The organism is Psychrobacter sp. AntiMn-1 (assembly GCF_001854065.1).
Taxonomy (GTDB): Bacteria; Pseudomonadota; Gammaproteobacteria; order Pseudomonadales; family Moraxellaceae; genus Psychrobacter; species Psychrobacter pacificensis.
In genome coordinates this window covers 1,279,009-1,303,719 of record NZ_CP012969.1, presented here as the reverse complement: position 1 = coordinate 1,303,719, position 24,711 = coordinate 1,279,009, and the positions used below count along the sequence as shown (strand labels likewise).

The following is a 24,711-nucleotide window of genomic DNA, read 5'->3' as shown; positions in this document are numbered from 1 at the left end:
AAAAAGTTATAGAGACAGTATAAAGGGTATGAGCAAATTATGTTATGTATAGCCAGTTTTAAACGTCGATCGCTAGACATTAAGCCGCTCTAAAAACGACCCACTTTGAGGTTTTCATACGTGCCTTTTACCAAGATATTATCCGTGACAGTATTGATATCGGTATGACCACAGAATGCCATAGATATATCACACTCTTTATAGATAATCTCAAGCGCGCGGCGCACCCCGTCTTCACCATACGCTCCCAATCCGTAGAGAAAAGCGCGACCGATCATCGTGCCTTTTGCGCCCAATGCGATAGCCTTTAGTACATCTTGACCTGAGCGAATCCCGCTATCGAGCCACACCTCGATGTCGCTGTTTTCGGCATGGACTGCCTGTACGATGTCTGCGAGGGCAGAGATAGAAGATAACGCGCCATCCAACTGACGACCGCCATGGTTTGAGACGACTAGGGCATCCGCGCCACTGCGAGCCGCCATAATAGCATCTTCAGGCTCCATGATACCTTTTATGATAAGTTTACCGCCCCACATGTCTTTGATACGCGCTACATCGTCCCAGCTCAGACGTGGATCGAATTGCTCTGCCGTCCAAGCAGAGAGTGATGACAGATCCTCAACATTTTGTGCATGACCGACGATATTACCAAACGTGCGACGTTTGGTGCCCAGCATATTCATACACCATTGCGGCTTGGTCATGAGGTTGATGATATTGGTTAATGTGGGTTTGGGCGGTGCGGATAGACCATTTTTGATGTCTTTGTGACGTTGTCCAAGCACTTGTAAGTCGGCGGTCAAGATAAGTGCTGAGCAATTGGCATCTCTGGCACGGCGAATCAGATTGGCCATAAAGTCTTGATCGCGCATGACATAGAGCTGAAACCAAAACGGCTTACTAGTATGAGTGGCGACATCTTCGATAGAGCAAATGCTCATGGTTGAGAGTGAAAAGGGCACGCCGAATTTTTCAGCGGCGCGTGCGGCATGTATCTCACCATCTGCCCACATCATGCCGGTAAATCCCGTTGGGGCGATGGCTACAGGCATCTTGACTGGCTCACCGATCATACTCGTTGCCAGACTGCGGTTATCCATATCGACCAATACGCGCTGGCGCAGCTTGATACGGTCAAAGTCAGTCTCGTTATTACGATAGGTGGTCTCAGTCCACGAGCCTGAATCGACATAGTCATAGAACATACGCGGCACTTTACGCTCAGCGACACGGCGCAGATCTTCAATATCGGTCATTTTTTCTAGATTTATCATAGGATCCTCACTACAAATAATGTATAGACGGTTTGATGTTATGACGTAAGCAGTTGCTGCAAATCCATCACTGAAAACGGATAATTTAATCGCTGTGATGGAGTCAAAATCACAGGGATAGACGTGGCAAAATCCATCATAAGCGCCTCATCAAAGTCTGCAATATCGACATTTTGGTAAGTGATTGGTTGTACCGACTGAAACTGTGCAAGTATTTGCTCAGCGATATCACATAAATGACAGCCAGAGGTCCCTAGTAGCCACCATTGATTGCTATTCTCAGTAGTATTGAGGTTTGGGCTTGCGGCAATAACACGCGCTCGTAATACTTCTATACTATTATTATGCATGGTGAGATCTCTGAGCTTAAAGTATGCCAAAAAATGCTGATTATTAGGCTATTTTGATAAAAAGTAAAAAATAGTTGGTTCATTATTACATCATAAAGAAGTGGTGTAAATAATGACAGCGATTGTGAGATTAGGTAAGATGAGTTCCTGTCTAAGATTATTCATTTTCTCTCAGCTTATTACTTTTTTAATCACTCGGATATCACGCATGACAAGTTTTGGTAAGTTCATAAAACGTCTGTTGTTGGCAATTGTATTATTGGTTGTGGCATTCCATATTTTGGTCACCGGACTACTGTTAATTTGGAAAACACAGCCAATCAACAATAGCATGTTTATGTTAACCCATCGTCTAACGGGCGGTACCGTTACGCAGACATGGGCTGAGTACGATGCCATCGCCAAGTCTGTCAAACAAGCAGCGATCGTGAGTGAAGATTCCACGTTTAGCCAGCACAATGGCTTCGATATCGACGGTATCAAAGCGGCACAAAAGAAAAATGAAGAAACGGGCAAAATGTCCGCTGGTGGTTCAACCATCACCCAACAGCTGGCAAAAAACCTGTTTTTGACCTCGCATCGCTCTTATGTACGTAAGGCAGAAGAAGCTGTCATTACTGTCATGATAGAAACACTGTGGGACAAGGAGCGTATCTTGACCGCTTATCTTAATGTGGCAGAATTTGGTAATGGTATCTATGGTATCGATGCCGCCGCGCACCATTATTTTGATAAATCTGCGGCCAATCTGAACCGAGACGAATCAGCGCTCCTCATTGGGATGCTTACCAATCCGAAGTATTACGAAGACAATCAAGGTGACAGAGGCTTGCGCAACAAGCAACGTATTATCAAAAAACGCATGAAAAACGCCGTATTACCGCAAGCGTCTTAATCTTTTAAAAGAAGCCTTAACAACAAGAATAACGGGAAAGAATAATATAGTTAAGTCTAAATAAAAACGATACAGGATAATAAATTCATTTGATTAAACGCTATTTTTCGCAGCCTCTGGAGACATAGTCACAGCAAGCAAGAAAAATAGCGTTTAATCTTATTGTATCGATTTTATAGTGAACCGACTATAGTTAATAACCTTTAAGACGATAGTATAAAGACGACGGCGCATCGATAACGCAAAAGGAGTAGTAACGTGGTAGAGATAAATAATAATCAGAACAGCGGTGATATGAACGAGATTATCGACGTTAATAGTGTGAGTGAAGATGGCAACGAAAACGTTGATAAAAATATGAGCGTAAGCAGTAACTATAATGATCTGACCGACATCGACTGGCAACGCTCAGAAGACGGCAGCTATTCACCCAGCAGTTATATCAATCGAGATTTGTCTTTATTACAGTTTCATCTGCGTGTATTGGCGCAGGCAGCCAGTCCTCGTCACCCACTGCTTGAGCGCTTGTTTTTTCTCATTATTTTTTCATCGAATCTCGATGAATTCTTTGAGATTCGTGTTGCAGGTATCATGCAAAAGCTCAATATCGGTGACGTATCGACCAGTGCGCATGGTATGCGCCCAAGCGAGGTGTTAAACGAGATCTCTGCGATCACTCACGACGCTATCAATGAGCAATATCGCATTCTGAATGAAGATATTTTGCCCGCTCTTGCGCTCGAGGATATCCGCTACCTAAAACGTGATGAGCTCAATGCCGAGCAGTCTGCTTGGATGAAGCGTTATTTTACCGAGCAAGTCGTGCCAGTATTGACGCCGATAAGCATTGATCCTGCGCATCCATTCCCGCGATTGGTCAATAAAAGCCTGAACTTTATTGCCACATTAGAAGGCAAAGATGCTTTTGGTCGCGACATCAACTTGGCGATTGTACCAGCGCCGCGCAGTCTGCCGCGTGTGATTCGTCTGCCAGATGAGCTAACGGGTGGTAAAGAGCATCATGTGATGCTATCAGCCATCATTCATGAGCATATCGGTGAGCTGTTCCCTGGTATGAGTGTGACGGGTTGTCATCAGTTCAGGCTCACGCGTAATGCAGATTTAGATCTGGCGGATGATGTAGAAGATATCGCCAAGGCACTCGAGGGCGAGCTTGAAAACCGCCGTTTCGGTGACAAAGTCCGTCTTGAGGTCACAACCGACTGCCCAGCGCACATCAGTGAGTATCTGCTCAATGAGTTTGAGTTGCATGACAATCAGCTGTATCGTGTCAATGGCCCTGTGAATCTGACGCGCTTATTGTTTGATTTTAATATTCCGGGACTGCGTTATCAGCCATTTACTTATGCCGTGCCAAAAGCCTTTCGCCGAGATATGGATAAATCAGATAAATCATCCAGTATGTTTGCCGCTATGCGTAAAAGCGATGTACTGGTGCATCATCCGTTTCATGCATTTTTACCCATTATTAATCTGCTTTGGCAGGCAGCTAGCGATCCCAAAGTGTTGGCGATCAAGCAGACATTATACCGCTCAGGTACCAACTCAGAGATCGTCAAAGCGCTTGCCGCTGCCGCTCGAAATGGCAAAGAAGTCACTGCCGTCATTGAGTTGCGTGCGCGTTTCGATGAAGCTTCCAATATTGCTGTCGCCAACTATTTACAAGAAGCAGGTGCGGTTGTGGTTTATGGCATCGTCGGCTACAAGACCCATGCCAAGCTCATGCTCATCGTGCGCCGTGAAGAAGATCGAATCCGCCGCTATGTCCACCTAGGCACAGGCAACTATCATGCGGCCAATGCCAAGGTCTATACAGATTATGGTTTATTCAGTGCCGATCCTGATATCTCAGAAGATGTGCATAAGATATTTCAAGAGCTCACTGGTATGGGCAAACCTGCCAATCTCAAAAAACTGCTACATGCCCCTTTTACGTTGCACGAAAAACTAATGAGCTTTATCGATGATGAGATTGCCCATGCTAAAACAGGCAAGCGCGCTCATATTATCGTCAAAGCCAATGCGCTCACTGAGCGTCGCCTGATTGACAAATTGTATGATGCGTCGCAGGTAGGCGTCAAAATTGAGCTGATCCTGCGCTCTATGTGTTGCTTGCGTCCGCAAGTAAAAGGCCTATCTGAAAACATCACTGTACGCTCTATTATTGGCCGATTTTTGGAGCATACCCGTATTTATTATTTCTATAATAATGGGGATGAGCGTTTGTATTGTGGCAGCGCAGACTGGATGGATCGTAACCTGTTCCACCGCGTTGAGGTGGCCTTTCCAATCGAAAATAAGAAGCTTTTTAAGCAGATATATCAAGATGGTTTGATCAATTACTTACAAGACAACACGCAAGCGTGGACACTGGATGGCACAGGCGTTTGGCAGCAGCTTCAGCCAGCAGCAGGGGAGACGCCACACGTTGCTCAAGAACACTTATTGAAAGTGATTAATGGTGTTGAAGAGTCCAGCTAACTGATTGAGTGCTATCTTCATCATTTGACCAAGCACTATTTAGTCAAACACTATTTAACCAAGTATTGGTACATACCAGTGCTTGGTTTTTCTGGTTAATGCGCTGTAAAAGTTACAAACTGTGTTGTAACCTCACATTTATTCACATATTGATACGGCAGTACACTGGTGAATCTCACAGTATCCTACCTATAATTAACATCAGTTCTGGTGCAGTTTATTATTTTTATCAAAAACCTCATCACTCATCTATCTAAAAGTAACTGAACAAAAGCAACTGACTAAAAGTGGCTGAGTACATAATGATGCCGCACCGGAGAAATTCTAAATTCAGTCAACAATAAAAATAGGAAATACATCATGAGTACGACGAACAATGATACCTCAGACATCAAAAAAGCAGCAGAGCAAGCAAACGGTCAAGAGATTGAGAAAAATCTAAAAGACAATAAAAAAGTCGATGCGCCTGAATCACTAAGCGAAGAAGAGCAAACAGCGTTCATTGAGGATGACCTACGCACTGACAAATAAGAGTGTGTTTGCAGCATACGTCCAAAGCACTAATCAGATAACGATAATAAATAATGCGAGGGAGACGCCATGACCATGCCAGAAAAAAACAATACTGAAGAAAAATTCCTTGTAGAGGATCCCGCCGTTACGACGCAAGAAAATCCTCAAGGCAGCTACGAAGGCCGAAAGTACCAGCCAAATATAGATGGGCCGGAACAAGCCTCACAGGAGACAGACGAGGTCTATGTCGACCCGCGCAAAGAAGAAAATCTGCCTGCGGGTGGCAAAAACGTATCGGACCTAAATGCTTATGATCTGAGTCGAGACGACTAACAAATGATAAGCACAATATGTTATCGATACGAACAATAATTATAATAAGGACAAAACAATGGAAACCAGAGATCCTGCTTTAAGTAAAACTCGAATCGCAGAAACGGACACGCATGAAACTTTAGACAGTGCTCAAACGGTGAAAAACCATGAGAAGCTCGAAGAAAACGTCAATGAAAATAAAGGTACCGACACTTTTGAAGAGGGTGTAGTGGAGTCTGAGCACGTCAATGATGGTGATAACCCAGCGCGCCAGCCCGACCGCCGCGATCAACCAGGTAATGGTTTTGATGATAATATCAATGAAAGCACCGTTGCAAGCGAAGGGCCTGATAGCCAAAAAATTAACAACATGAATCGCTATGCTAATGTTGATAATGCTCAGACTCGCACCTTAAATCCTGATGATAAAGATTAGACCGACAATAGAAAGCTGAGCAGAAGACTATGATATTTGCGTAATTATCGACTGATATCTATATTATTTAGATAACAGTTAAAGGCGCTTACAATATTGGATGAATAGTTATAATAGGGAGTAAGACAAATATGCCAAATGACAAGCCCGTCACTGATGAGTATAGTCTAAAAGATGCAGATGACAACAACGGTATCGTACCAGACGACGCTCTACAAAAAGTAAATCCAGCGGCAGCAGACAAAGCAGCAGGCGATCATGATCCGCATAATGTGGCTAAGAGTGCCAAGCAGTACGACAGCCCATTGATGGAAGATGATAAGTAATACTATTTATATACCAGTATCTCTGATCCATAAAAGTATCGCTGATCGTCAGAAAATAATCAGCATAAATAAAGAGGCATTACCGTTGTTCAAATATAACCCGAATAACGGTAATGCCTTTTTTGTGTCTATAACCTATAGATTTCAAAGTACAAATGAATGATGCCTGTCTATTAAGCAGGCGTACCACTATGAAAGCGTAGCTCCGCATCAGGACTGTCTATTAATTCTGCTTCTACTTCTTTAAAAAACGCAACGCGCTCATCGATATTATCATCTGATAATGACTGGGCAAGCGCAAGGTAATCTTCAAAATGGCGGCTCTCTGACTTTAGTAGATAGCGATAGTATTTTGCTAAACGCGCATCATCAATGACTTCCGCCAACGCTGCAAAACGTTCACAAGAGCGCGCTTCAATGAACGCCCCAATGATCAGTACATCGACCATCGCTGCTGGCTCATAAGTACGCTTATGTTTCAGCATACCCTTGGCATAGCGACCTGCACTCAAATACTTCCAGTCCTGGCCGCGTTCGTTCATGATGCCAAGCACCTGCTCGTAATGTAGCATCTCTTCACGTATGAGCTGTGCCAATTTACGTTGCAAATCATAAGAGAACTCATACCGAAATATCAAATTCATCGCAGTGCCAGCGGCTTTTTTTTCGCAATTGGCATGATCCTGAATGATAAATGGTAGGTTATCTATAGCCGCATCGACCCAAGCTTGCGTCGTGCGCGCCCCCAAAAAATTATAAATAGGGGATAGATCAACTTTTATAGGTGTGCGCAGGTGAGTGATATCGACACTGTCTTCCCCTACGTCCATACTGCTTTCGTCAACGACATTTACTGGTGAAAGGGGCGCTTCTTTTTCGAGGTTATCCTTATGAATATCGTAGTGATCAGTACCATGCGCTGATGATTGTAAGGACGAGAGGTCGGGCTGGTTTATAGTCATAATCTAAAAGGGCTTTTTTATAAATGAGAGTTTAAAGCAGCTAATTTATAGATGCTTTCAAAATAATGGGCTACAGTTACTACGGCTAAGTAAGTTGTCTAGATCATGGACAGTATTTAAGTATAGTAGAACCTCAATAAAATTGATACAGCATAGAAAACGCGCTCGATTAAATGCTACTTTTCTTGCTTGCTGTGACTGCGTCTCCAGAGGCTACGAAAAATAGCGTTTAATCTTGCTATACCATTTTTATAATGGTTTCACTATATAACTATAGATGGTAATGATTACTTACAGTTTAGTCTCAACTGAGCATTCATTAATTTCTAGATAGTATTCATGGTCTGTGAGGCTTACATCTTATACGATATCATTATTATACAACCCCAATATTTATTTTCTAAATGGCGTTTGCTTGTTTATTTTATTATTTGATAGTAGGATGGGATTTTGCTCTTTAGTCACAGTGTCTTGCTATCAATAGCACTTAGTAGAGAATGGCAAGCATTATACCAATGACAATTCTTGTATCAAAACAGAAGATTTATACAGTCTATTTTAGGGCTGATGAAAAACTCTTTAATGAATAATTATTTATCAGCATTAAATACCATAGGTTGTCGTAGGTAGCAATGATATCTTTCATTGTATAAATAATTGTTGATAAAAATAACGAGTCTCAAATAGTCGCTGTAGCAATTTAGTATTACCAATACTCACCAATAGATAAGGATAACGACATGGGCCAGTCTTCTAACGCCAATCGCATTCAAAAAGGCATTCTTGCCATCGACCAACAGTTGTATGACTTTATTGAAAACGAAGTGCTGCCAAAAGTTGGTGTTGATTCAGACAGTTATTGGTCAGGTTTTGAGAAGGTTATCAAGGAATTTACGCCACGTAATAAAGCGTTGCTAGAAACTCGAGACAAGATTCAAGCACAGATTGATGAGTGGCACCTACAACACCCTGCAAAAGATGGCGAAATCGATTATCCAGCTTATAAGACATTCTTGCAAGAGATTGGTTATCTGCTGCCAGAAGGTGATGACTTTACGGTCAGTACAGAAAATGTCGATGACGAAATCGCGCACATCGCAGGGCCGCAGCTGGTCGTACCAGTACGTAACGCTCGTTATGCATTAAATGCGACCAACGCACGTTGGGGTAGCCTATATGATGCGTTGTATGGCACCGATGTTATCAGTAGTGACAATGGTCAAGAAGCGGGTGGTAGCTATAATCCTACTCGCGGTGCTGCTGTTGTCGCTTATGCCAAAGCATTTTTAGATGAGCATTTCACACTAGCATCAGGCTCTTACAATGATGTGACCAGTTTTAAAGTGATCGATGGCAAGCTTGAAGTCGTACAGGGTGATAGCAGTACCGAGCTAAAAGATACGGCTAAGTTCGTCGGTTATGTCGGCGAGGCAGATAGCCCCTCTGGTATTTTGCTCAAAAACAATGGCTTGCATGCTGAGATTCAGATCGATAGTAATCATCCAGTTGGCAAAGATGACCCAGCAAATATCAAAGACGTGCTACTTGAGTCAGCCATGACTGCGATTCAAGATTGTGAAGATTCGGTCGCTGCTGTAGATGCAGAAGAAAAAGTGGAAGTCTATCGCAATTGGCTTGGCTTGATGAACGGCGATCTACAAGAGACCTTTGAAAAAGGTGGCAAAACCCGTACTCGCAAACAAAACCCAGATCGTGAATATAATACACCTGATGGCGGTAAGCTGATTTTGCCAGGTCGTTCGCTACTCTTGATTCGTAACGTGGGTCATCTCATGCAGAACCCCGCAATTTTGGTTGATTTAGGCAATGGCCAAGAGCAAATATTTGAAGGCTTAATGGATGGTTTAATCACGCCACTATTGTCACTCAATGATATCAAAGGCAAAAACGAGCTATCAAACTCACGCCAAGGCTCTATGTATATTGTGAAGCCAAAAATGCATGGCCCTGAAGAAGTTAAAATGGCCAATGATTTGTTCAACGCATCAGAGGACTTATTGGGTCTAGAGCGTAATACGCTCAAAATCGGTATCATGGACGAAGAGCGCCGTACCACAGTCAATCTGAAAGAAGCGATTCGCCAAGCAAAAGAGCGTGTTATCTTTATTAATACAGGTTTCTTAGATCGTACGGGTGATGAGATGCATACCAGTATGAATGCCGGTCCGTTCGTGCCAAAAGGCGACATGAAGTCGCAAGCATGGCTACCTGCGTATGAGCAGTGGAACGTTGATATCGGTCTAGAGACTGGTCTGCAAGGTCATGCTCAAATTGGTAAAGGTATGTGGGCAAAACCTGATGAGATGAAAGAGATGATGGACACCAAAGCGGCTCATCCGAAATCTGGTGCCAGTACGGCTTGGGTACCCTCACCAACGGGCGCTACCTTGCACAGCATACACTATCATCAAGTTAGCGTGGCCGATGTACAAGATACGCTTAAATCACGTGAGCGTGCGAGCTTAGATGATATTTTGACCATTCCATTGGCAAAAAATACCAATTGGACAGAAGAAGAGAAGCAGCAAGAGCTTGAAAATAATGCTCAAGGTATCTTAGGGTATGTGGTACGTTGGGTAAACCAAGGCGTAGGCTGTTCCAAAGTACCTGATATCAATGATGTTGGCTTGATGGAAGATCGTGCTACCTTACGTATCTCTAGCCAGCATATTGCCAATTGGTTACATCATGATGTGGTAAGCGAGCAGCAAGTGATGGACACAATGAAACGTATGGCAAAAGTCGTCGATGAGCAAAATGCAGGCGATAGTGATTACCAGCCAATGGCAGATAACTTTGATAACTCTTATGCATTTAAAGCAGCCTGTGATTTGGTCTTTAAAGGACGCGCGCAACCTAGCGGCTATACTGAACCATTGTTGCATCAAGCGCGCCTTGATCTAAAAGCCAATGCTTAGAGAGGCCGGCTTAGCAATGGGTATTTTAGCGTATGCTGAAGTCTAAGGTGTAGTATCTAATCTTGCTCGTTTGTAACGCTAAATATGTCATAAATACGTTGGTCGATTCTTCATAAGCGCTATTTATTTATCAATGGATAGCGCTATTTCTTGGGCAATTATTTTGTTTTTATTAAAATATTTTAATACTATAAGTAATGATATTAATCAATAAAAGCGCTATCTGCTTGAGTAGATAGTGCTTTTTTTTGTAGCTATTTGGATTTTATAGGTGACTTGTCATTTGATACTGGGGGTATCGAAAAAGCGAAAAAATATGTTGCAAATTATGTCAAAGTTGTTATGCTTGTACTCGAAGTATGAGTTTGGTAACGGATGTTACGCAGTAGGACGCATAAGACTTAAGTTTACATGGCAGTTACGTTTTTAATCCCAGTTATGTGAGTCATGGTTTTTTATCTTAACTGTAATAGAAATTCGCCATACTTGTTTCTGACTAAACTTGGTAGCCAGTTACACATTATATCTTTGAGGATTTGTGACGATACCATTATGGGCGCCAGCTAATAATGGCTTGCTCATTACTACAATTGTAAAGTGGAGATACCCCATGAAAAAGTTACTTTTAGCTACAGCAATCGCAGCCCTATCTGTATCTGCCGCACAGGCAGCACCTACCGTTTATGGTAAAGTATTCGTTACTACTGATTACGTTAATGCTGAAATTGATGGTCAGAATATGGATAATAATAACAGAATTAATGAAGACAACGGTTCATTACAAGTTAATTCTAATATTTCACGTTTAGGCTTCAGAGGCTCTGAAGCGATAACGGCCAACACTGACGTAATTTACCAATTAGAGTACGGCGTTAAAGTTGATGATAGTGGTAGCGATAACATTGGCTTCAAAAGCCGTGACACTTATCTTGGTCTAGTAAACAAAGACTTCGGTCAGTTCCGTTTTGGTCGTAACTACACAGTCATTGACTATATCAATAACGTATCAGTTAATGAAGGTTATTGGGATAATCTTGGCTCTAGTACTCTGAACAACAACGACAGCTTTGCTAATATTTTGACCCCGACCGTTGGTAACCGTATCAACAACTCTATCATCTGGTTTGCTCCTAAATACAACGATCTACCATTAGCGCTTGCGCTGATGTATGGTGCTGATGAAGACTTTATATCTGAGAGTGGTCGTGACGCAGGCTATGGTGCCTCATTGATGTTTGATCCAGGTACAGGCATTACCGCTGGTATTGCTTATGAGCAAGACATGAGTGTTAGTGGTGATATTATCCGTGGCAGTGCTAGCGTCGATTTAGGTAAATATATCGCAGCTCCTGTAAAGTTAGGCGTTCTATATCAAGAAGCTGACTATGCCGGTACTACTACTGCAACAGAGGACGGTTTAGTGGTGAGTGCTGAAATGGGTCTTTCGAATTTTGCCCGTCCAGCCTCTGTTTATATTCAGTATGACAAAACCGACAATATCAGTGGTCTTGAGAATAATGACTCAAATCAAGTCGTTGTAGGTGGCAAATATGCGTTTAAAAATAATATGATCGCTCATGCCTATGCTGGTCTAAATTCAGCGGAATTAAACAATGGTCGTTTTGGTTCGAGAGACGAAGACGGCAATGTTAATGAAATCGACTTACGTGGTGATATTGATGTACTCGCTATCGGTGGCGGTCTAGAATACTTATTCTAGTCTAACCATTAGAATCTAAATAAAAAACTCATCCTTCGGGGTGGGTTTTTTTGTTTTGTAATCAATACTGTGTCTTGAACAACAGCGTGTCTTAAATAACAGAATCCGTAAAATTAATAATAACATTTGTGTAAATTTTGGTTTTTTCACCTTACTGTAATATTTGGTTGGTAAAGTTGTGTCTAAGTAATGCTTCTAGCTCATATATATAAATGTTCTATAGGGTAGTCACCCTGCCATTATATATCTAATGATCTTAGACCATTTATCACTCAAATCGTAAAGTGGAGATATCCTTTGAAAAAATTACTTTTAGCCACAGCCGTCGCTGCACTTTCAGTTTCTGCTGCCCATGCTGCTCCAACTGTATATGGTAAAGCATTTTTAACCTTAGATTATGTTAGTACAGACTACGATGCAGCTAACAAGACAGATGAAGATACATTTAAACTTAACTCTAATCAATCACGTATCGGTTTTAAAGGTGAAGATGATCTTACTGATACCACTAAATTAGTCTATCAATTGGAATATGGTATTGATGTTGATGACGATAGCCAACAGTTTAGATCACGTAATACTTATGTAGGCTTAGCCCACAACACTTTAGGTACTGTACTAGCGGGACGCCATGATACCCCATTGAAAATTGCACAACACAAAGTTGACGTGTTTAATGATAGCTTATTTGATATGAAAAATGCGGGTGTTTCAGGTGAATACCGTGCTAACAATATGGTGGCTTATAAATCACCGACCATTGTTGGTATGCCAGTGAGTTTTATGGCAGCTACCGCATTATCAGAAACTGATGCCGACGGTGATGTTCTCGTTTCCGCAGCATCTGATACGAAGCCTGCAGTCTATCGTGATAGAAAAGTAAAAGATAACGGTTATTCTGCTTTATTAACCTATGACAAAAATGGTGTTTATCTAGCCGGTGCTTATGACAAAGACATGGGTGCTAACAATGTAAATACTGGCGTGATTGATAATGCGTGGCGTTTGGTTGCTGGTTTAGATATGGGCAAAATGAATATGGTTCCTGGCCTAGCTTTAGGTGCTCTATACCAACAAAGCCAATACTACGATAACTATAGCATCGTTAACAACAACCGTGTTAACAATGACAGTGAAGTTGAAAAATCATGGCTGATTAGTGGTAAATATAAAGTTGGTGCAACACCTTGGGCAGTTAAAGCACAGTATGTTAATACCACTGACGAGAAAGGCGTAAAAGATGCTGATGTAAATGAAATCGCAGTTGGTGGAGAATATGCATTCAATAAAGCGACCACGGGTCATATTTATGCAGGGCAAATCAGCCGTGACAATAACAAAGATGAGACTATCGTAGGTACGGGTATTGAATACAAATTCTAATCTAAACATTAGAAAACGTATTATAAAAAACTCATCCTTCGGGGTGAGTTTTTTTGTTGTATGTATTATTTGTGACAAAAGTCTACCGCTGAGGTAGAAAACAAGAGTTTCAGACAGTTTGCATTTTTGCCCTATATTTTGTGGCGTATTTTTAGTAAAATCCTTCTTTACCAATTACCGACAGAGTACTATGACCAAGTTTATATTTGTGACCGGTGGGGTAGTGTCCTCACTAGGAAAAGGTATCACCGCAGCCTCTCTTGCAGCGGTCTTAGAAGCACGTGGCGTGACTGTCACGATGACCAAAATGGATCCGTATATTAACGTCGATCCAGGTACGATGAGTCCGTTTCAGCATGGTGAGGTGTTCGTCACCGAAGATGGCGCAGAGACAGATTTGGATTTGGGTTATTATGAGCGTTTTTTACGTCACTCAAAAATGAGTAAAAGTAATAACTTCACCAGTGGCCGTATTTATCAAAATGTTTTAAATAAAGAACGTCGCGGTGAATACCTTGGCGGTACGGTACAGGTTATTCCGCATATTACCGATGAAATCAAAAACAAAATCCTCGCGAGCGGCGAAGGATATGATATTGCTATTATTGAGATTGGCGGTACCGTCGGTGATATCGAATCCCTTCCTTTTATGGAAGCTGTCCGTCAGATGCAAGTAGAGCTGGGGCGCAATCGTGCCATGCTGATGCATCTTACTTTAGTACCTTATATTGCCAGTGCCGGTGAGACCAAAACCAAGCCGACACAGCACTCTGTAAAAGAGCTACGCTCAATCGGTCTACAGCCTGACATCTTAATCTGCCGCTCTGATCATCATATCTCACAAGATAACCGTCGCAAGATTGCGCTATTCACCAATGTAGAAGAGCGTGCCGTTATCATGTGTGAAGATGCACAAAGTATCTATCAGATCCCGCGCACGCTACATGAGCAAGACCTTGATGATCTCATCTGTGAGCGTTTCGGTCTTGATGTGCCCGAAGCGGATTTGAGCGATTGGGATAAAGTGGTTGAAGCCCAGCTAAATCCTGAAGGAACAGTGACAGTTGCGATGGTTGGCAAATACGTTGAGCTACCAGATGCTTATAAGTCGATCAACGAAGCATTGCTACACGCAGGTATCACGCATAAAGTCGATGTCAAAATCGACTACATCGATGCTGAGCGTTTAGAAGATGACGACACTCTACTAGCGCAGCTAAAAGAAGCCAATGCTATCTTAGTACCAGGCGGTTTTGGTGAGCGCGGTACGATGGGTAAAATAAAAGCCATCACCTATGCTCGTGAAAATAATGTGCCGTATCTAGGTATTTGCCTTGGTATGCAGCTGGCCGTGATAGAGTATGCGCGCAATGTACTGAATATCAATGCCAACTCTTCTGAGTTTGATCGTAAGACAGCTGAGCCTATCATTGGGCTTATCACCGAATGGTTAGATGAGCGCGGCGAGCTACAGATTCGTAGCGATGACTCAGACCTCGGCGGTACCATGCGCCTAGGCGCGCAGCAAGCAGAGCTGGTTTCTGGTAGCAAGCTTGCTCAGATTTATGGTGCTAACAATATCACTGAGCGCCATCGCCATCGTTATGAGATGAATAACCGTTATATTGAGCCATTAGAGCAAGCGGGTATGACTATATCTGGTTATTCTGCCAAGCAGCATTTGGTAGAGTCGGTAGAGATTAGCGAGCATCCATGGTTTGTTGCTGTACAGTTCCATCCTGAATTTACTAGCTCACCACGCGGTGGTCATCCACTGTTTAATAGTTTTGTCAAAGCGGCAAAAAATCATAGCGAAACATAGTAATCACTAAAGCATTTGTTGTTATGTGAGAGCATGATGTTTGCTAAAAAGACTGATCTTCGGATTGGTCTTTTTTTTGCTCAACTCAGGTTGTTTGTTGTTATTAACGAGTCAATATCCTCATTAATAATCTCTAATTACGCTTGCATACTTTTTTTAATCAGGCTATCGGTTACAATATGGGATAGAGATATTAATAACAAAATAAGAGGTAGTGGCTAAATGGAAAACCTATTAACGGCGCAATCACACATTGCACTTAACACGCCTAATAATAAGACGATCAACATTGGTAATGATCAACCCTTTGTATTATTTGGTGGGATGAACGTCTTAGAATCTAAAGAGTTGGCGTTTGAGATTGCTGAGCAATACGTTGAGATATGTGAGCGCTTGGGTATCGGCTATGTGTTTAAAGCGAGTTTTGATAAAGCCAACCGCTCAAGCCTGCATTCATACCGAGGGCCGGGACTCGCGCAAGGTATCGATTGGCTCGGGCGAATCAAAGAAAAATTCCAAGTACCGATTATCACTGATGTACATGAACCTCATCAAGCAGCACCAGTCGCTGAAGTTGCTGATATTATCCAGTTGCCAGCTTTTTTGTCACGTCAGACGGACTTGGTTCATGCGATGGCAAAGACGGACGCGATTATCAATATCAAAAAGGCACAGTTTTTGGCGCCGCATGAGATGCGTCATATCGTCAATAAGTGTCTAGAAGGCGGTAATGATAAGCTGATACTTTGTGAGCGTGGTAGTGCCTTTGGTTATAACAACTTAGTCGTTGATATGCTTGGATTTGATACCATGAAGCAGATGGATATCCCCGTATTTTTTGATGTGACACATAGCTTGCAGCAGCCAGGCGCGCGTAGTGACAGTGCAGGTGGGCGCCGTGAGCAGATTACGACACTGGCACGTGCTGGTATGGCGACAGGGTTGGCAGGGTTGTTTTTAGAAGCACATCCAAATCCAGAAACGGCGAAATGTGATGGGCCATGTGCGCTGCGCATGAGCCAGCTAGAGCCGTTTTTGCGTCAGCTTAAGCAGATTGATGATCTGGTCAAAGGCTTTGAGACATTAGATACTCATTGATATTATAAATGATAAGAGGGTGATGCAATGGCGATTCAAACCGCACAAGTCAGTATAGAAAATATCGACGATCAAGATGGTCTAGATAGTGTAATGACCGCTCTTAAAAATATCTCAGGCGTGACTGCTATCGATCTAGATCCTGTGCATGATGTTGCAACGGTCAGTTATGATGATACGGATACGAGTATTCATGCTTTGACGGCGGCGATTAGTATGGTTGATTATGTGACTCAGCCATTTCCTATTGATGCGCCGCAAAATCCGCATCATAAAGACTAAGATATATGGACGATCTGAATGCTACATAAGCAATGAGTAGCGTTCAGGTTTTTATTAAGAAGTTCCTGTCTTATTAATAGCATCTCGTTAATAAAGTAACAACCAAAGTGTCTTGCTGTCGCTGATGATAGGGCTTATGCTTGTTTAGTGGTACTTTGATAGGTTTTGAGAAGTAAATATTGAAGAACAGCTATCAAGGCTACTTTTCACTAATAAAAATAAGGAGCTAACCATGGCAAGCCAAACACGTATTATTCAAATTGATGGCATGACTTGCAGCGGCTGTGTGGCAAGTGTACATACTGCTACTGCCGACATCGACGGTTTAGATACGATCACCGTTGATCTAGCTGACAATCTAGCGACGGTCACCTTTGATGATAGCAAAACCAGTGCAGAAGCGATTGCTTCGGCCATTGATGAGGCTGGATTTGAGGCGACTGTCGCTAATTCATAAATGTCGTCATCTATCTACAAAACCAGCTACCATGTTATTACTGGCATGTTAGCTGGTTTTTTAATGGTTAAAAATTCTGACTATAGATTACGTCCATGGCTGTCCTAGTTTGCTGCTATTTACTAAATGATTGAGGCTTACTTGAATAGATGATGGTTGTGACCATCTAATAGGTGCTACCTGAATATATTGCAATATGTCTGTCTATAATAACTGGGTAGCCTAAACAGCGTATTCATACTGATTGTTATCGTGTTTTACTTGTTTCATTTGATTTTTTTGTCAATCCACTGATATTTTATTATGGCTTCTATGAGTATATAGACGCTATAAAGAGTTATTTTTATGAATGATACTACCCGTACCACTAGTGATGGATCCTACGATGTCGAGACTGACATTCAATCAAATACGCCACTTGCACCGCAACGTGCGCATCTGCAATTGGCGATTGATGGCATGACGTGTCAGGCCTGTGCTTCACGAATCGAAAAGGTGCTGAATAAAAAGCCTTCGGTGTATGAAGTGAGTGTGAATTTTGCTGGTGAGACGGCAAATGTAGATTATGATCCGACGCAAACGACGCCAGAACAGGTCACAGAATGGGTAAACAAGACGGGTTTTGTTGCCAATCTACAAGCCAGCGACAGTTTATTTGCAAAAACAGATGAAGACACAGTCACCCAATATCCATGGCGATTGATTGGTTTATGGCTGTGTTTGGTGCCATTTTTGGTGGGTATGGCAGGCATGTTGGTGGGTACTGGGATGGCGTGGATGCCGCCCATTTGGATTCAGTTTATTTTAGCGACGATTGTACAGTTTGGCTTTGCGTTACCATTCTATAAGAGCGCATGGGCATCCATCAAAGGCGGTCTTGCCAATATGGATGTACTGGTGGTGATTGGTACCGTGACGATATGGGCATATTCGGCTTATCTATGGCTTACTCATGGCGATGGCACTTTGGGGAGCCTCTTGCAAAGTGGACACATGGGCGGACACGGTGCTAGTAATAGCCCAGCCGTATATTTTGAAGCAGGGGTGATGGTCATTGCGTTTGTGCGGACTGGTAAATACTTAGAGGAACGTACCAAGAAGCATAGCCTCAACAGCATTGATTTATTATTGTCATTAACGCCAGATGAAGTCGAGCAGCAGCAGCCAAATGGTGATTTTCACTCTATTGCACTGTCTGATGTACAAGTAGGTGACATCCTACGTGCCAAGCAAGGCAGCCGTATCGCGACCGATGGCATCGTCACAGATGGTAGCGGCTGGTGCGTGGAGAGTCACTTAACAGGTGAGTCAATTGCCCTTAAAAAAGAAGTGGGCGATGGATTACTGGCAGGTGCTTTGGTGGAGAATGGTAGTTTGCTCTATCGCGTCAGTGCCAAGGGTAGTGACACCAAGCTGGGCGATATGGTGCAAGCATTGAGTGATGCGCAAGGCTCAAAAGCTAACTTGGCGAGGCTGGCGGATAGAGTGACTGCTGTGTTTGTGCCAATCGTGGTCACTATTGCGTTGGTTACTTTTGGTTTGACATGGTGGCTGACTGGTATGGTCGATACGGCCTTAATGCATGCCGTATCAGTATTGGTCATTGCATGCCCTTGTGCCCTTGGTTTGGCCACGCCAGCAGCTATCATGGCGGGTATGGGGGTTGCGGCGCGTCATGGCGTGTGGTTCAAAGACGCGCAAAGTCTCGAGGCGGCAGGGAATATTGACACGGTGGTGCTCGATAAAACAGGCACGCTGACCATTGGCAGACCCACTATCGTCGATCATGTCATGGTGGATAAGTCGATCGCTGTTAATGATGTATTGCAAATTGTAGCCAGTATCGAAGCACATGCCAGTCATCCATTGGCAACTGCTTTGACCAACGCGGCTAAGGAGCGTCAACTGTCTTTGTTCGATGTGACTGATATCAGTGTGATAAAAGGATCTGGTATACAGGCAAACATCGAAGGACTTGGACGAGTAAACGTCGGGACGGCTGAATTTGCTAATATGACGTTACCTAAGCTGATGCCAAAAGTATGGCAAATTGCCAGTACCGTTGCCATTAGTATCAATGATGAGCCACTAGGCGCATTTGCCTTAGCAGATGACTTGAAAGCGGATACCCCGCAAGCAATCACTGCGCTACAAAATGCGGGTATTAATGTGATCTTGATGAGTGGTGATAAGCAGTCGGTCGTCGATCATGTGGCAGGGCAGCTGGGTATTGAAAAAGCTTACGGCAAAATGAGTCCACGCGATAAGGCCAGTCAAATTGCACGGCTGCAAACTGCTGGTCATAAAGTGGCGATGGCAGGAGACGGGGTCAATGATGCGCCAGCGATGGCCACTGCCGATGCCAGCTTTGCAATGTTTGAAGGAACAGATGTCGCGCAGCACAGCGCTTCTGCCCGTCTAATGGGCGAGTCGCTCATGCATATTGATGCGGCGCAGAAGATTGCCCAAGCAACGCTACGCAATATCAAGCAAAATTTGTTTTTTGCCTTTATTTATAACTGCCTTGGTATCCCGCTTGCCGCTTTGGGGTTCTTAAATCCAATGATTGCAGCAGCAGCGATGGCACTCAGCTCTATCTCAGTTTTGATGAATGCATTACGCTTGACACGATTTAAGACAGAGGTTGCGCTAGATAATACGGTATCTGTCCCTCACACCAATGAAACGCGTTTAGCGAAATAATAATTGCTGTATTAGCACTGATATTTCATCAACGCAGACCAAACGAGTATTTGAGATATACCTATCTATGATGATATTTATGACCGCAAGTCAGTGTAAGATAAGGGAAGTTTGGTAAAATATATGCTATGATGCCAAGCACGATAGCCAACCGTTAATCTGTTCAATAAGCCTTTCTTCATATGCAAATACCGCCATATGGCAGAAAGGCTTGAAGGGATTCTAGGTATATTGGCTATATGATATTTTTCTTTATCTTTTTTGTATGCTAGCTGCCGTTATTTATCTCACAAACTTGGCATGACCAAAGGAATTAACAGACATTATGTACGCTGAAGAAACCAACAACGTCACCGCAATTAAAGACATTCGCGCTCGTGAAATTTTAGACTCGCGCGGCAACCCAACTATCGAAGCTGATGTGATCTTAGCTGATGGCACTGTCGGCCGTGCTGCGGCGCCAAGTGGCGCATCCACAGGCTCACGTGAAGCGCTTGAGTTACGTGATGGCGACAAATCTCGCTATATGGGTAAAGGCGTCAAAAAAGCCGTTTCCAACGTCAACAGTCAGATTCGCAGTGCTTTGATTGATAAAGATGTGACTGAACAGCAGGGTATTGATGATGCCATGATTGCGCTAGACGGCACAGAAAACAAAGAGAGCCTTGGTGCGAATGCCATGCTAGCGGTGTCACTTGCGACGGCCAAAGCGGCTGCCAAGTCACAGAATCTGCCATTGCATCAGTATATTGCTAACTTGCGTAATCAGACGTCATTGACCATGCCTGTGCCAATGATGAACATCCTAAATGGTGGCGAGCACGCGGACAATACCGTTGATATTCAAGAGTTTATGATTGAGCCAGTTGGCTTTACCAGCTTTTCAGAAGCGCTACGTGCTGGTACAGAGATTTTCCACAGCTTAAAGTCTGTATTGAAATCACAAGGCTTAAATACCGCTGTTGGTGATGAAGGTGGTTTTGCACCAAATCTACGTAGCAACGAAGAAGCCATCACGGTTATTATGCAGGCGATCGAACAAGTCGGCTACAAAGCGGGTGAAGATATTCATCTTGCGCTAGACTGTGCGGCTAGTGAGTTTTACAAGAACGGTCAATACGTATTGGCAGGCGAAGGCAACAAAGCTTTCGATAGCCAAGGGTTCTCAGACTATCTCGTTGGGCTCACGCGTCAGTATCCTATTATCTCTATCGAAGACGGTCTTGATGAGTCAGATTGGGATGGTTGGAAGTATCTGACCGAGCAGATTGGTGATAAAGTCCAGTTGGTCGGTGATGATCTATTTGTGACCAATCCTACAATCTTGCAAGAAGGCATTGATAAGCATATTGCCAATGCCATTTTGATTAAGTTCAACCAAATCGGTACATTGTCAGAGACGCTAGATGCGATTTATATGGCGAAGAAAAATGGCTATGCAACCATCATCTCGCATCGTTCAGGCGAAACCGAAGACAGCACCATTGCAGATTTAGCAGTTGGTACCGCTGCCGGTCAGATCAAAACAGGCTCACTATGCCGCTCAGACCGCGTTGCTAAGTACAACCAATTGCTACGCATCGAGCAGCAAGTACGTGCAAGCTACCGTGGCCGTGAAGAGTTTATCGGTCTACGTGGTTAACAGACTGACTTGGCTTTTTAACGCGTAATATACGTCAAAAAGTCTAAGCTCAAAAGCCGAACTTATCATTGAATCTAGGCGATATATAATCATTTGTGTATCGCCTAATCATCTTAAAACTCTTATATCATTTTTTCTATGTTGTTTGGCGTTGTCACCTTATGAAATATTTTAGCCAATTTATACTACTTGCTCTAGCCGTTGCAGTGCTTTTGGGATTGCAATATCAGTATTGGCTGGGGGAAAATGGCCATTTTGAACATAACAAGTTGACGGCTCAAATTGAAGAGCAACAACGCTTAAATGATAACCAAGTGGCAGCAAACAATCTATTACGTACCGATGTGCAAGATCTAAAAACTGGACTTGAGGCGGTAGAAGAGCACGCTCGCTTAGATTTGGGCTTAATCAAACCAAATGAAACTTTTGTCCAAGTATCAACTGCACCAACGACGCATAGTAGCTATTAAGCTATAGCTATCGGTCTGTATGATGTGATATCAAGCATTATCATTTATTATAAAGCCATCCGTCATTCTTATCATTTTCACTATCTCTCTTTAAATATATCGTCATGGGTTCAACCATGAGTATCACACTATGAATAAAACCCCTAATATACACGCCATGATCGTCGCAGCTGGTCGCGGCAGCCGTTTTGGTGCATCCATTGCCAAACAGTACACAACGCTACAAGAGCAGACTTTGTTGCAGCACAGCGTGGCTAGGCTTGGTCATAGCGATTATATTAATAAATGCCTATTGGTCGTAGCAGCAGACGACAGCACAGCGCAGGAGCTAGAGTTTGAGCTTCCTATATATTACGCAGTTGGTGGGGCCGAGCGTTGGCAATCAGTGCAGGCAGGGGTAGAGGCCATCAGTGAGTCAGGCGCCGATGATACGGATTTAGTACTCATTCATGATGCGGCACGTCCCGCTGTACCGAGTGTGGATATCGATCAAGTTATTAAAGCGGCGATGAGGGAGCCTTATGGTGCTATCTTAGCGACACCGGTGGCCGATACGTTGAAGAGCTCCTATCAGAAAATCACACCTACTGAGGAAGATAGACTCATTCCTTATGCGAAATGCACTATTGACCGTAGCAACATATGGCAAGCCCAAACCCCGCAAGTTTTTCGTTTAGGTCAGCTGAAACGCGTCCTACGCTATGTATCTGAACATCAGCTCAGTATTACAGACGAAGCCAGTGCTTTTGAGCACTTAGAGCTACCTATACGTTTGGTGCCGGGTAGTCGACAAAACATCAAGCTTACGTATCCTGATGATGCTATATTACTGGCAGCAATTCTTGATATCCAATTCTCACATTAATCAAATTTATAGATTTGCTTCGTATTTATATCAGATAGCTCAAGGTAATGACTGTCAATATCGCATCAATTTCACGGCAAGTTTTAGATTCAATAAAAGTTAATATATATTAATTTAATATATATTTAAAACATGTTTTTTGTATATAAGCAAGACTATTAATTAATAAAAGGTTGCTTTGATGACCAATCTAAACTATGATGTAACTAACTTAATACAATTAATATAAAAACTTATAAAATCAATAATATATCAGGCCGATTTATTACGCTTAGTTATGTTGTCTCTATATTTTCTGAAGTTAGTATGATTGTTTTAGCGACATTTACCTGATAATAGGGAGAAGCTGATTGTCAACAATCAACGATTCAACAAATCCAGTAACGACAGATCTCTGCCAGCTTGTATATATAAGCCGGATTACCTCTACTGGTCTTTCAAGTCCTAGCACGCTTAATGACATCTCAGAGACCTCGGTCGAACGCAATCAAATAGATAATATCACGGGTATTCTTTGCTATGGCAATGGCTACTTTTTGCAGTGTGTCGAAGGCTCAGAGCAGGCACTAACCAACCTAAAAAATCGTTTGTTGATAGATGATCGACATAAAGAATTGAAGGTTTTAGATTTTTCTGAGATTACCAAACGTCGTTTTGCCAGTTGGTCATTACGTTCAATTACCCTTGAGCGTTGGATGACTAAAGAGCCTGAACTTAAAAAGTTAATGCCATTTAAGCCGTATGAGTGGGATTCTAATGAGTGGCAGAAGTTCTTGGACATATTGCAGGGCTACTATGAAGAGCAAACGAGAACAGGTAACGTTGATACGCCTCCTGTCAAATACAGTACGCTAGGGGTGACGTTGAGTAAGGTCGTTGGTCAACACCAAGCATTCTTTTTAATTCAGACGGTACTCGGCTTGATGATAGCTGCCACATTGCTATGGCTAATACTGTAATCGATAAATAATATAGTTATAGGCGTTAATTCTCTTATGATTTTAAGTATGTTCATACGATTGCTCATCGAGCTAAATACTAATTATATCTAGTTGAGCAGACAAACAAGAAAAAGCCAGCATTGATTCAATGCTGGCTTTTTCTAATTAAACAACTAGCTTGGATATTAAGAAAGAGCAGACATAAAAAACCCCAACTCATAACATATTATGAGTTGGGGTTTCGGTGGTACCATTGTTAGTCTTATTGGATGCTAACAAGTGACGCCAAATAGTGGCGTCCCCAGGGGGATTCGAACCCCCGTTACCGCCGTGAAAGGGCGGTGTCCTAGGCCTCTAGACGATGGGGACTAGTAACAACACTTCAACTGCTTTCACCATTTATGCTGAAGTGGTGCGTATTTTAGTAGCGTCTGCGTTTCCTGTCAAGCCTTTTTCTACGTCTTTTTAAAATTAAATATCTTTTTTTAATTGCACGGCGAGGATGGAGATCATTGCGCTTTAAATGATACCGAATCCATAGGGAAGTACAAACACTAATAGTTAAAGCGAGCAACATATAGCCTAGGATGGTTCCCCATAACTTAAGTTGTGGATCCATAATAAAGTCCCTCCTATTAGGCCTCGATAGTATTCGCTAACAAGGCAAAGTGAGCAACTTGAACTATCTATAGGATATAACTGCATCGCTTAGGCGCGACATTCATCATAAGTAGTCATATTAGTCGTCCAAAAATATGACATTTATTATTATACAAAATAATTCCATCTGCTTATCGTGATATCAATCATATC

At 42.7% G+C, this 24,711-nt stretch carries 21 protein-coding genes and 1 tRNA gene; 18 read left to right on the top strand and 4 right to left on the bottom strand.

Going from position 1 to position 24,711, the window contains the following annotated elements:
* Nucleotides 1–89 precede the first annotated feature (89 nt).
* Together AOT82_RS05460 and AOT82_RS05455 are read right to left on the bottom strand one after the other, a co-directional pair.
* On the bottom strand, nt 90–1,277 hold the full coding sequence (locus AOT82_RS05460) for an alpha-hydroxy acid oxidase (protein ID WP_071002141.1): 1,188 nt from the start codon (nt 1,275–1,277) through the stop codon (nt 90–92).
* A gap of 38 nt (nt 1,278–1,315) precedes the next feature.
* Nucleotides 1,316–1,627, bottom strand: a complete 312-nt coding sequence (locus tag AOT82_RS05455; RefSeq protein WP_058024101.1) for a glutaredoxin family protein — start codon at nt 1,625–1,627, stop codon at nt 1,316–1,318.
* Between the two features lie 208 nt (nt 1,628–1,835).
* Here AOT82_RS05455 and mtgA point away from each other — a divergent pair, with 208 nt between their 5' ends.
* The 6 genes from mtgA to AOT82_RS05430 all read left to right on the top strand — a co-directional run bounded on the left by mtgA (nt 1,836) and on the right by AOT82_RS05430 (nt 6,614).
* Entirely contained in the window at nt 1,836–2,522 is a 687-nt protein-coding gene (mtgA, locus tag AOT82_RS05450; protein WP_071002140.1) for a monofunctional biosynthetic peptidoglycan transglycosylase, read from the top strand.
* Between the two features lie 357 nt (nt 2,523–2,879).
* The gene (gene ppk1 / locus AOT82_RS05445) at nt 2,880–5,024 is read left to right on the top strand and encodes a polyphosphate kinase 1 (RefSeq protein ID WP_071003664.1); all 2,145 of its coding nucleotides are present in this window, start codon (nt 2,880–2,882) and stop codon (nt 5,022–5,024) included.
* Nucleotides 5,025–5,384: 360 nt separating this feature from the next.
* Nucleotides 5,385–5,555: a hypothetical protein gene (locus tag AOT82_RS13940; protein WP_197496744.1), complete on the top strand. Its 171-nt coding sequence runs from the start codon at nt 5,385–5,387 to the stop codon at nt 5,553–5,555.
* 69 nt (nt 5,556–5,624) lie between these two features.
* The gene (locus AOT82_RS05440; RefSeq protein WP_071002139.1) at nt 5,625–5,870 is read left to right on the top strand and encodes a hypothetical protein; all 246 of its coding nucleotides are present in this window, start codon (nt 5,625–5,627) and stop codon (nt 5,868–5,870) included.
* A gap of 58 nt (nt 5,871–5,928) precedes the next feature.
* Nucleotides 5,929–6,288, top strand: a complete 360-nt coding sequence (locus AOT82_RS05435) for a hypothetical protein (protein ID WP_071002138.1) — start codon at nt 5,929–5,931, stop codon at nt 6,286–6,288.
* Nucleotides 6,289–6,419: 131 nt separating this feature from the next.
* Nucleotides 6,420–6,614, top strand: a complete 195-nt coding sequence (locus AOT82_RS05430; protein ID WP_071002137.1) for a hypothetical protein — start codon at nt 6,420–6,422, stop codon at nt 6,612–6,614.
* Nucleotides 6,615–6,787: 173 nt separating this feature from the next.
* Here the strand turns inward: AOT82_RS05430 and AOT82_RS05425 are convergent, their stop codons facing one another.
* Nucleotides 6,788–7,444 (bottom strand): tRNA-(ms[2]io[6]A)-hydroxylase, encoded by a 657-nt coding sequence (locus AOT82_RS05425; RefSeq protein ID WP_071003663.1) that lies wholly within the window; start codon nt 7,442–7,444, stop codon nt 6,788–6,790.
* An 872-nt stretch (nt 7,445–8,316) separates the two neighbouring features.
* Between AOT82_RS05425 and AOT82_RS05420 the strand changes: the two genes are divergently transcribed.
* The 12 genes from AOT82_RS05420 (at nt 8,317) to AOT82_RS05360 (ending at nt 23,916) form a co-directional block, all read left to right on the top strand.
* Nucleotides 8,317–10,515 (top strand): malate synthase G, encoded by a 2,199-nt coding sequence (locus AOT82_RS05420; RefSeq protein ID WP_071002136.1) that lies wholly within the window; start codon nt 8,317–8,319, stop codon nt 10,513–10,515.
* A gap of 610 nt (nt 10,516–11,125) precedes the next feature.
* On the top strand, nt 11,126–12,235 hold the full coding sequence (locus tag AOT82_RS05415) for a porin (protein WP_071002135.1): 1,110 nt from the start codon (nt 11,126–11,128) through the stop codon (nt 12,233–12,235).
* A gap of 297 nt (nt 12,236–12,532) precedes the next feature.
* Entirely contained in the window at nt 12,533–13,618 is a 1,086-nt protein-coding gene (locus tag AOT82_RS05410) for a porin (RefSeq protein ID WP_071002134.1), read from the top strand.
* 190 nt (nt 13,619–13,808) lie between these two features.
* Nucleotides 13,809–15,440: a CTP synthase gene (locus AOT82_RS05405; protein WP_071002133.1), complete on the top strand. Its 1,632-nt coding sequence runs from the start codon at nt 13,809–13,811 to the stop codon at nt 15,438–15,440.
* A 222-nt stretch (nt 15,441–15,662) separates the two neighbouring features.
* The gene (gene kdsA / locus AOT82_RS05395) at nt 15,663–16,538 is read left to right on the top strand and encodes a 3-deoxy-8-phosphooctulonate synthase (protein ID WP_071002131.1); all 876 of its coding nucleotides are present in this window, start codon (nt 15,663–15,665) and stop codon (nt 16,536–16,538) included.
* A 27-nt stretch (nt 16,539–16,565) separates the two neighbouring features.
* A complete protein-coding gene (locus AOT82_RS05390; RefSeq protein ID WP_071002130.1) occupies nt 16,566–16,820 on the top strand; it encodes a heavy-metal-associated domain-containing protein in 255 nt (84 codons plus the stop codon).
* Nucleotides 16,821–17,052: 232 nt separating this feature from the next.
* A complete protein-coding gene (locus tag AOT82_RS05385) occupies nt 17,053–17,277 on the top strand; it encodes a heavy-metal-associated domain-containing protein (protein WP_071002129.1) in 225 nt (74 codons plus the stop codon).
* 345 nt (nt 17,278–17,622) lie between these two features.
* Complete coding sequence (locus tag AOT82_RS05380) at nt 17,623–19,980, top strand: heavy metal translocating P-type ATPase (RefSeq protein WP_071002128.1); 2,358 nt, start codon at nt 17,623–17,625, stop codon at nt 19,978–19,980.
* A gap of 325 nt (nt 19,981–20,305) precedes the next feature.
* Entirely contained in the window at nt 20,306–21,622 is a 1,317-nt protein-coding gene (gene eno, locus AOT82_RS05375; protein ID WP_058024089.1) for a phosphopyruvate hydratase, read from the top strand.
* Nucleotides 21,623–21,783: 161 nt separating this feature from the next.
* Nucleotides 21,784–22,092, top strand: coding sequence for a septum formation initiator family protein (locus AOT82_RS05370; protein ID WP_058024088.1), 309 nt, complete (start codon nt 21,784–21,786; stop codon nt 22,090–22,092).
* 130 nt (nt 22,093–22,222) lie between these two features.
* A complete protein-coding gene (gene ispD, locus AOT82_RS05365) occupies nt 22,223–22,957 on the top strand; it encodes a 2-C-methyl-D-erythritol 4-phosphate cytidylyltransferase (RefSeq protein WP_071002127.1) in 735 nt (244 codons plus the stop codon).
* A gap of 350 nt (nt 22,958–23,307) precedes the next feature.
* Nucleotides 23,308–23,916, top strand: a complete 609-nt coding sequence (locus AOT82_RS05360) for a BLUF domain-containing protein (protein ID WP_071002126.1) — start codon at nt 23,308–23,310, stop codon at nt 23,914–23,916.
* A 275-nt stretch (nt 23,917–24,191) separates the two neighbouring features.
* Here AOT82_RS05360 and AOT82_RS05355 read toward each other — a convergent pair.
* Nucleotides 24,192–24,267 (bottom strand) — tRNA-Glu (locus tag AOT82_RS05355).
* Nucleotides 24,268–24,711 lie beyond the last annotated feature (444 nt).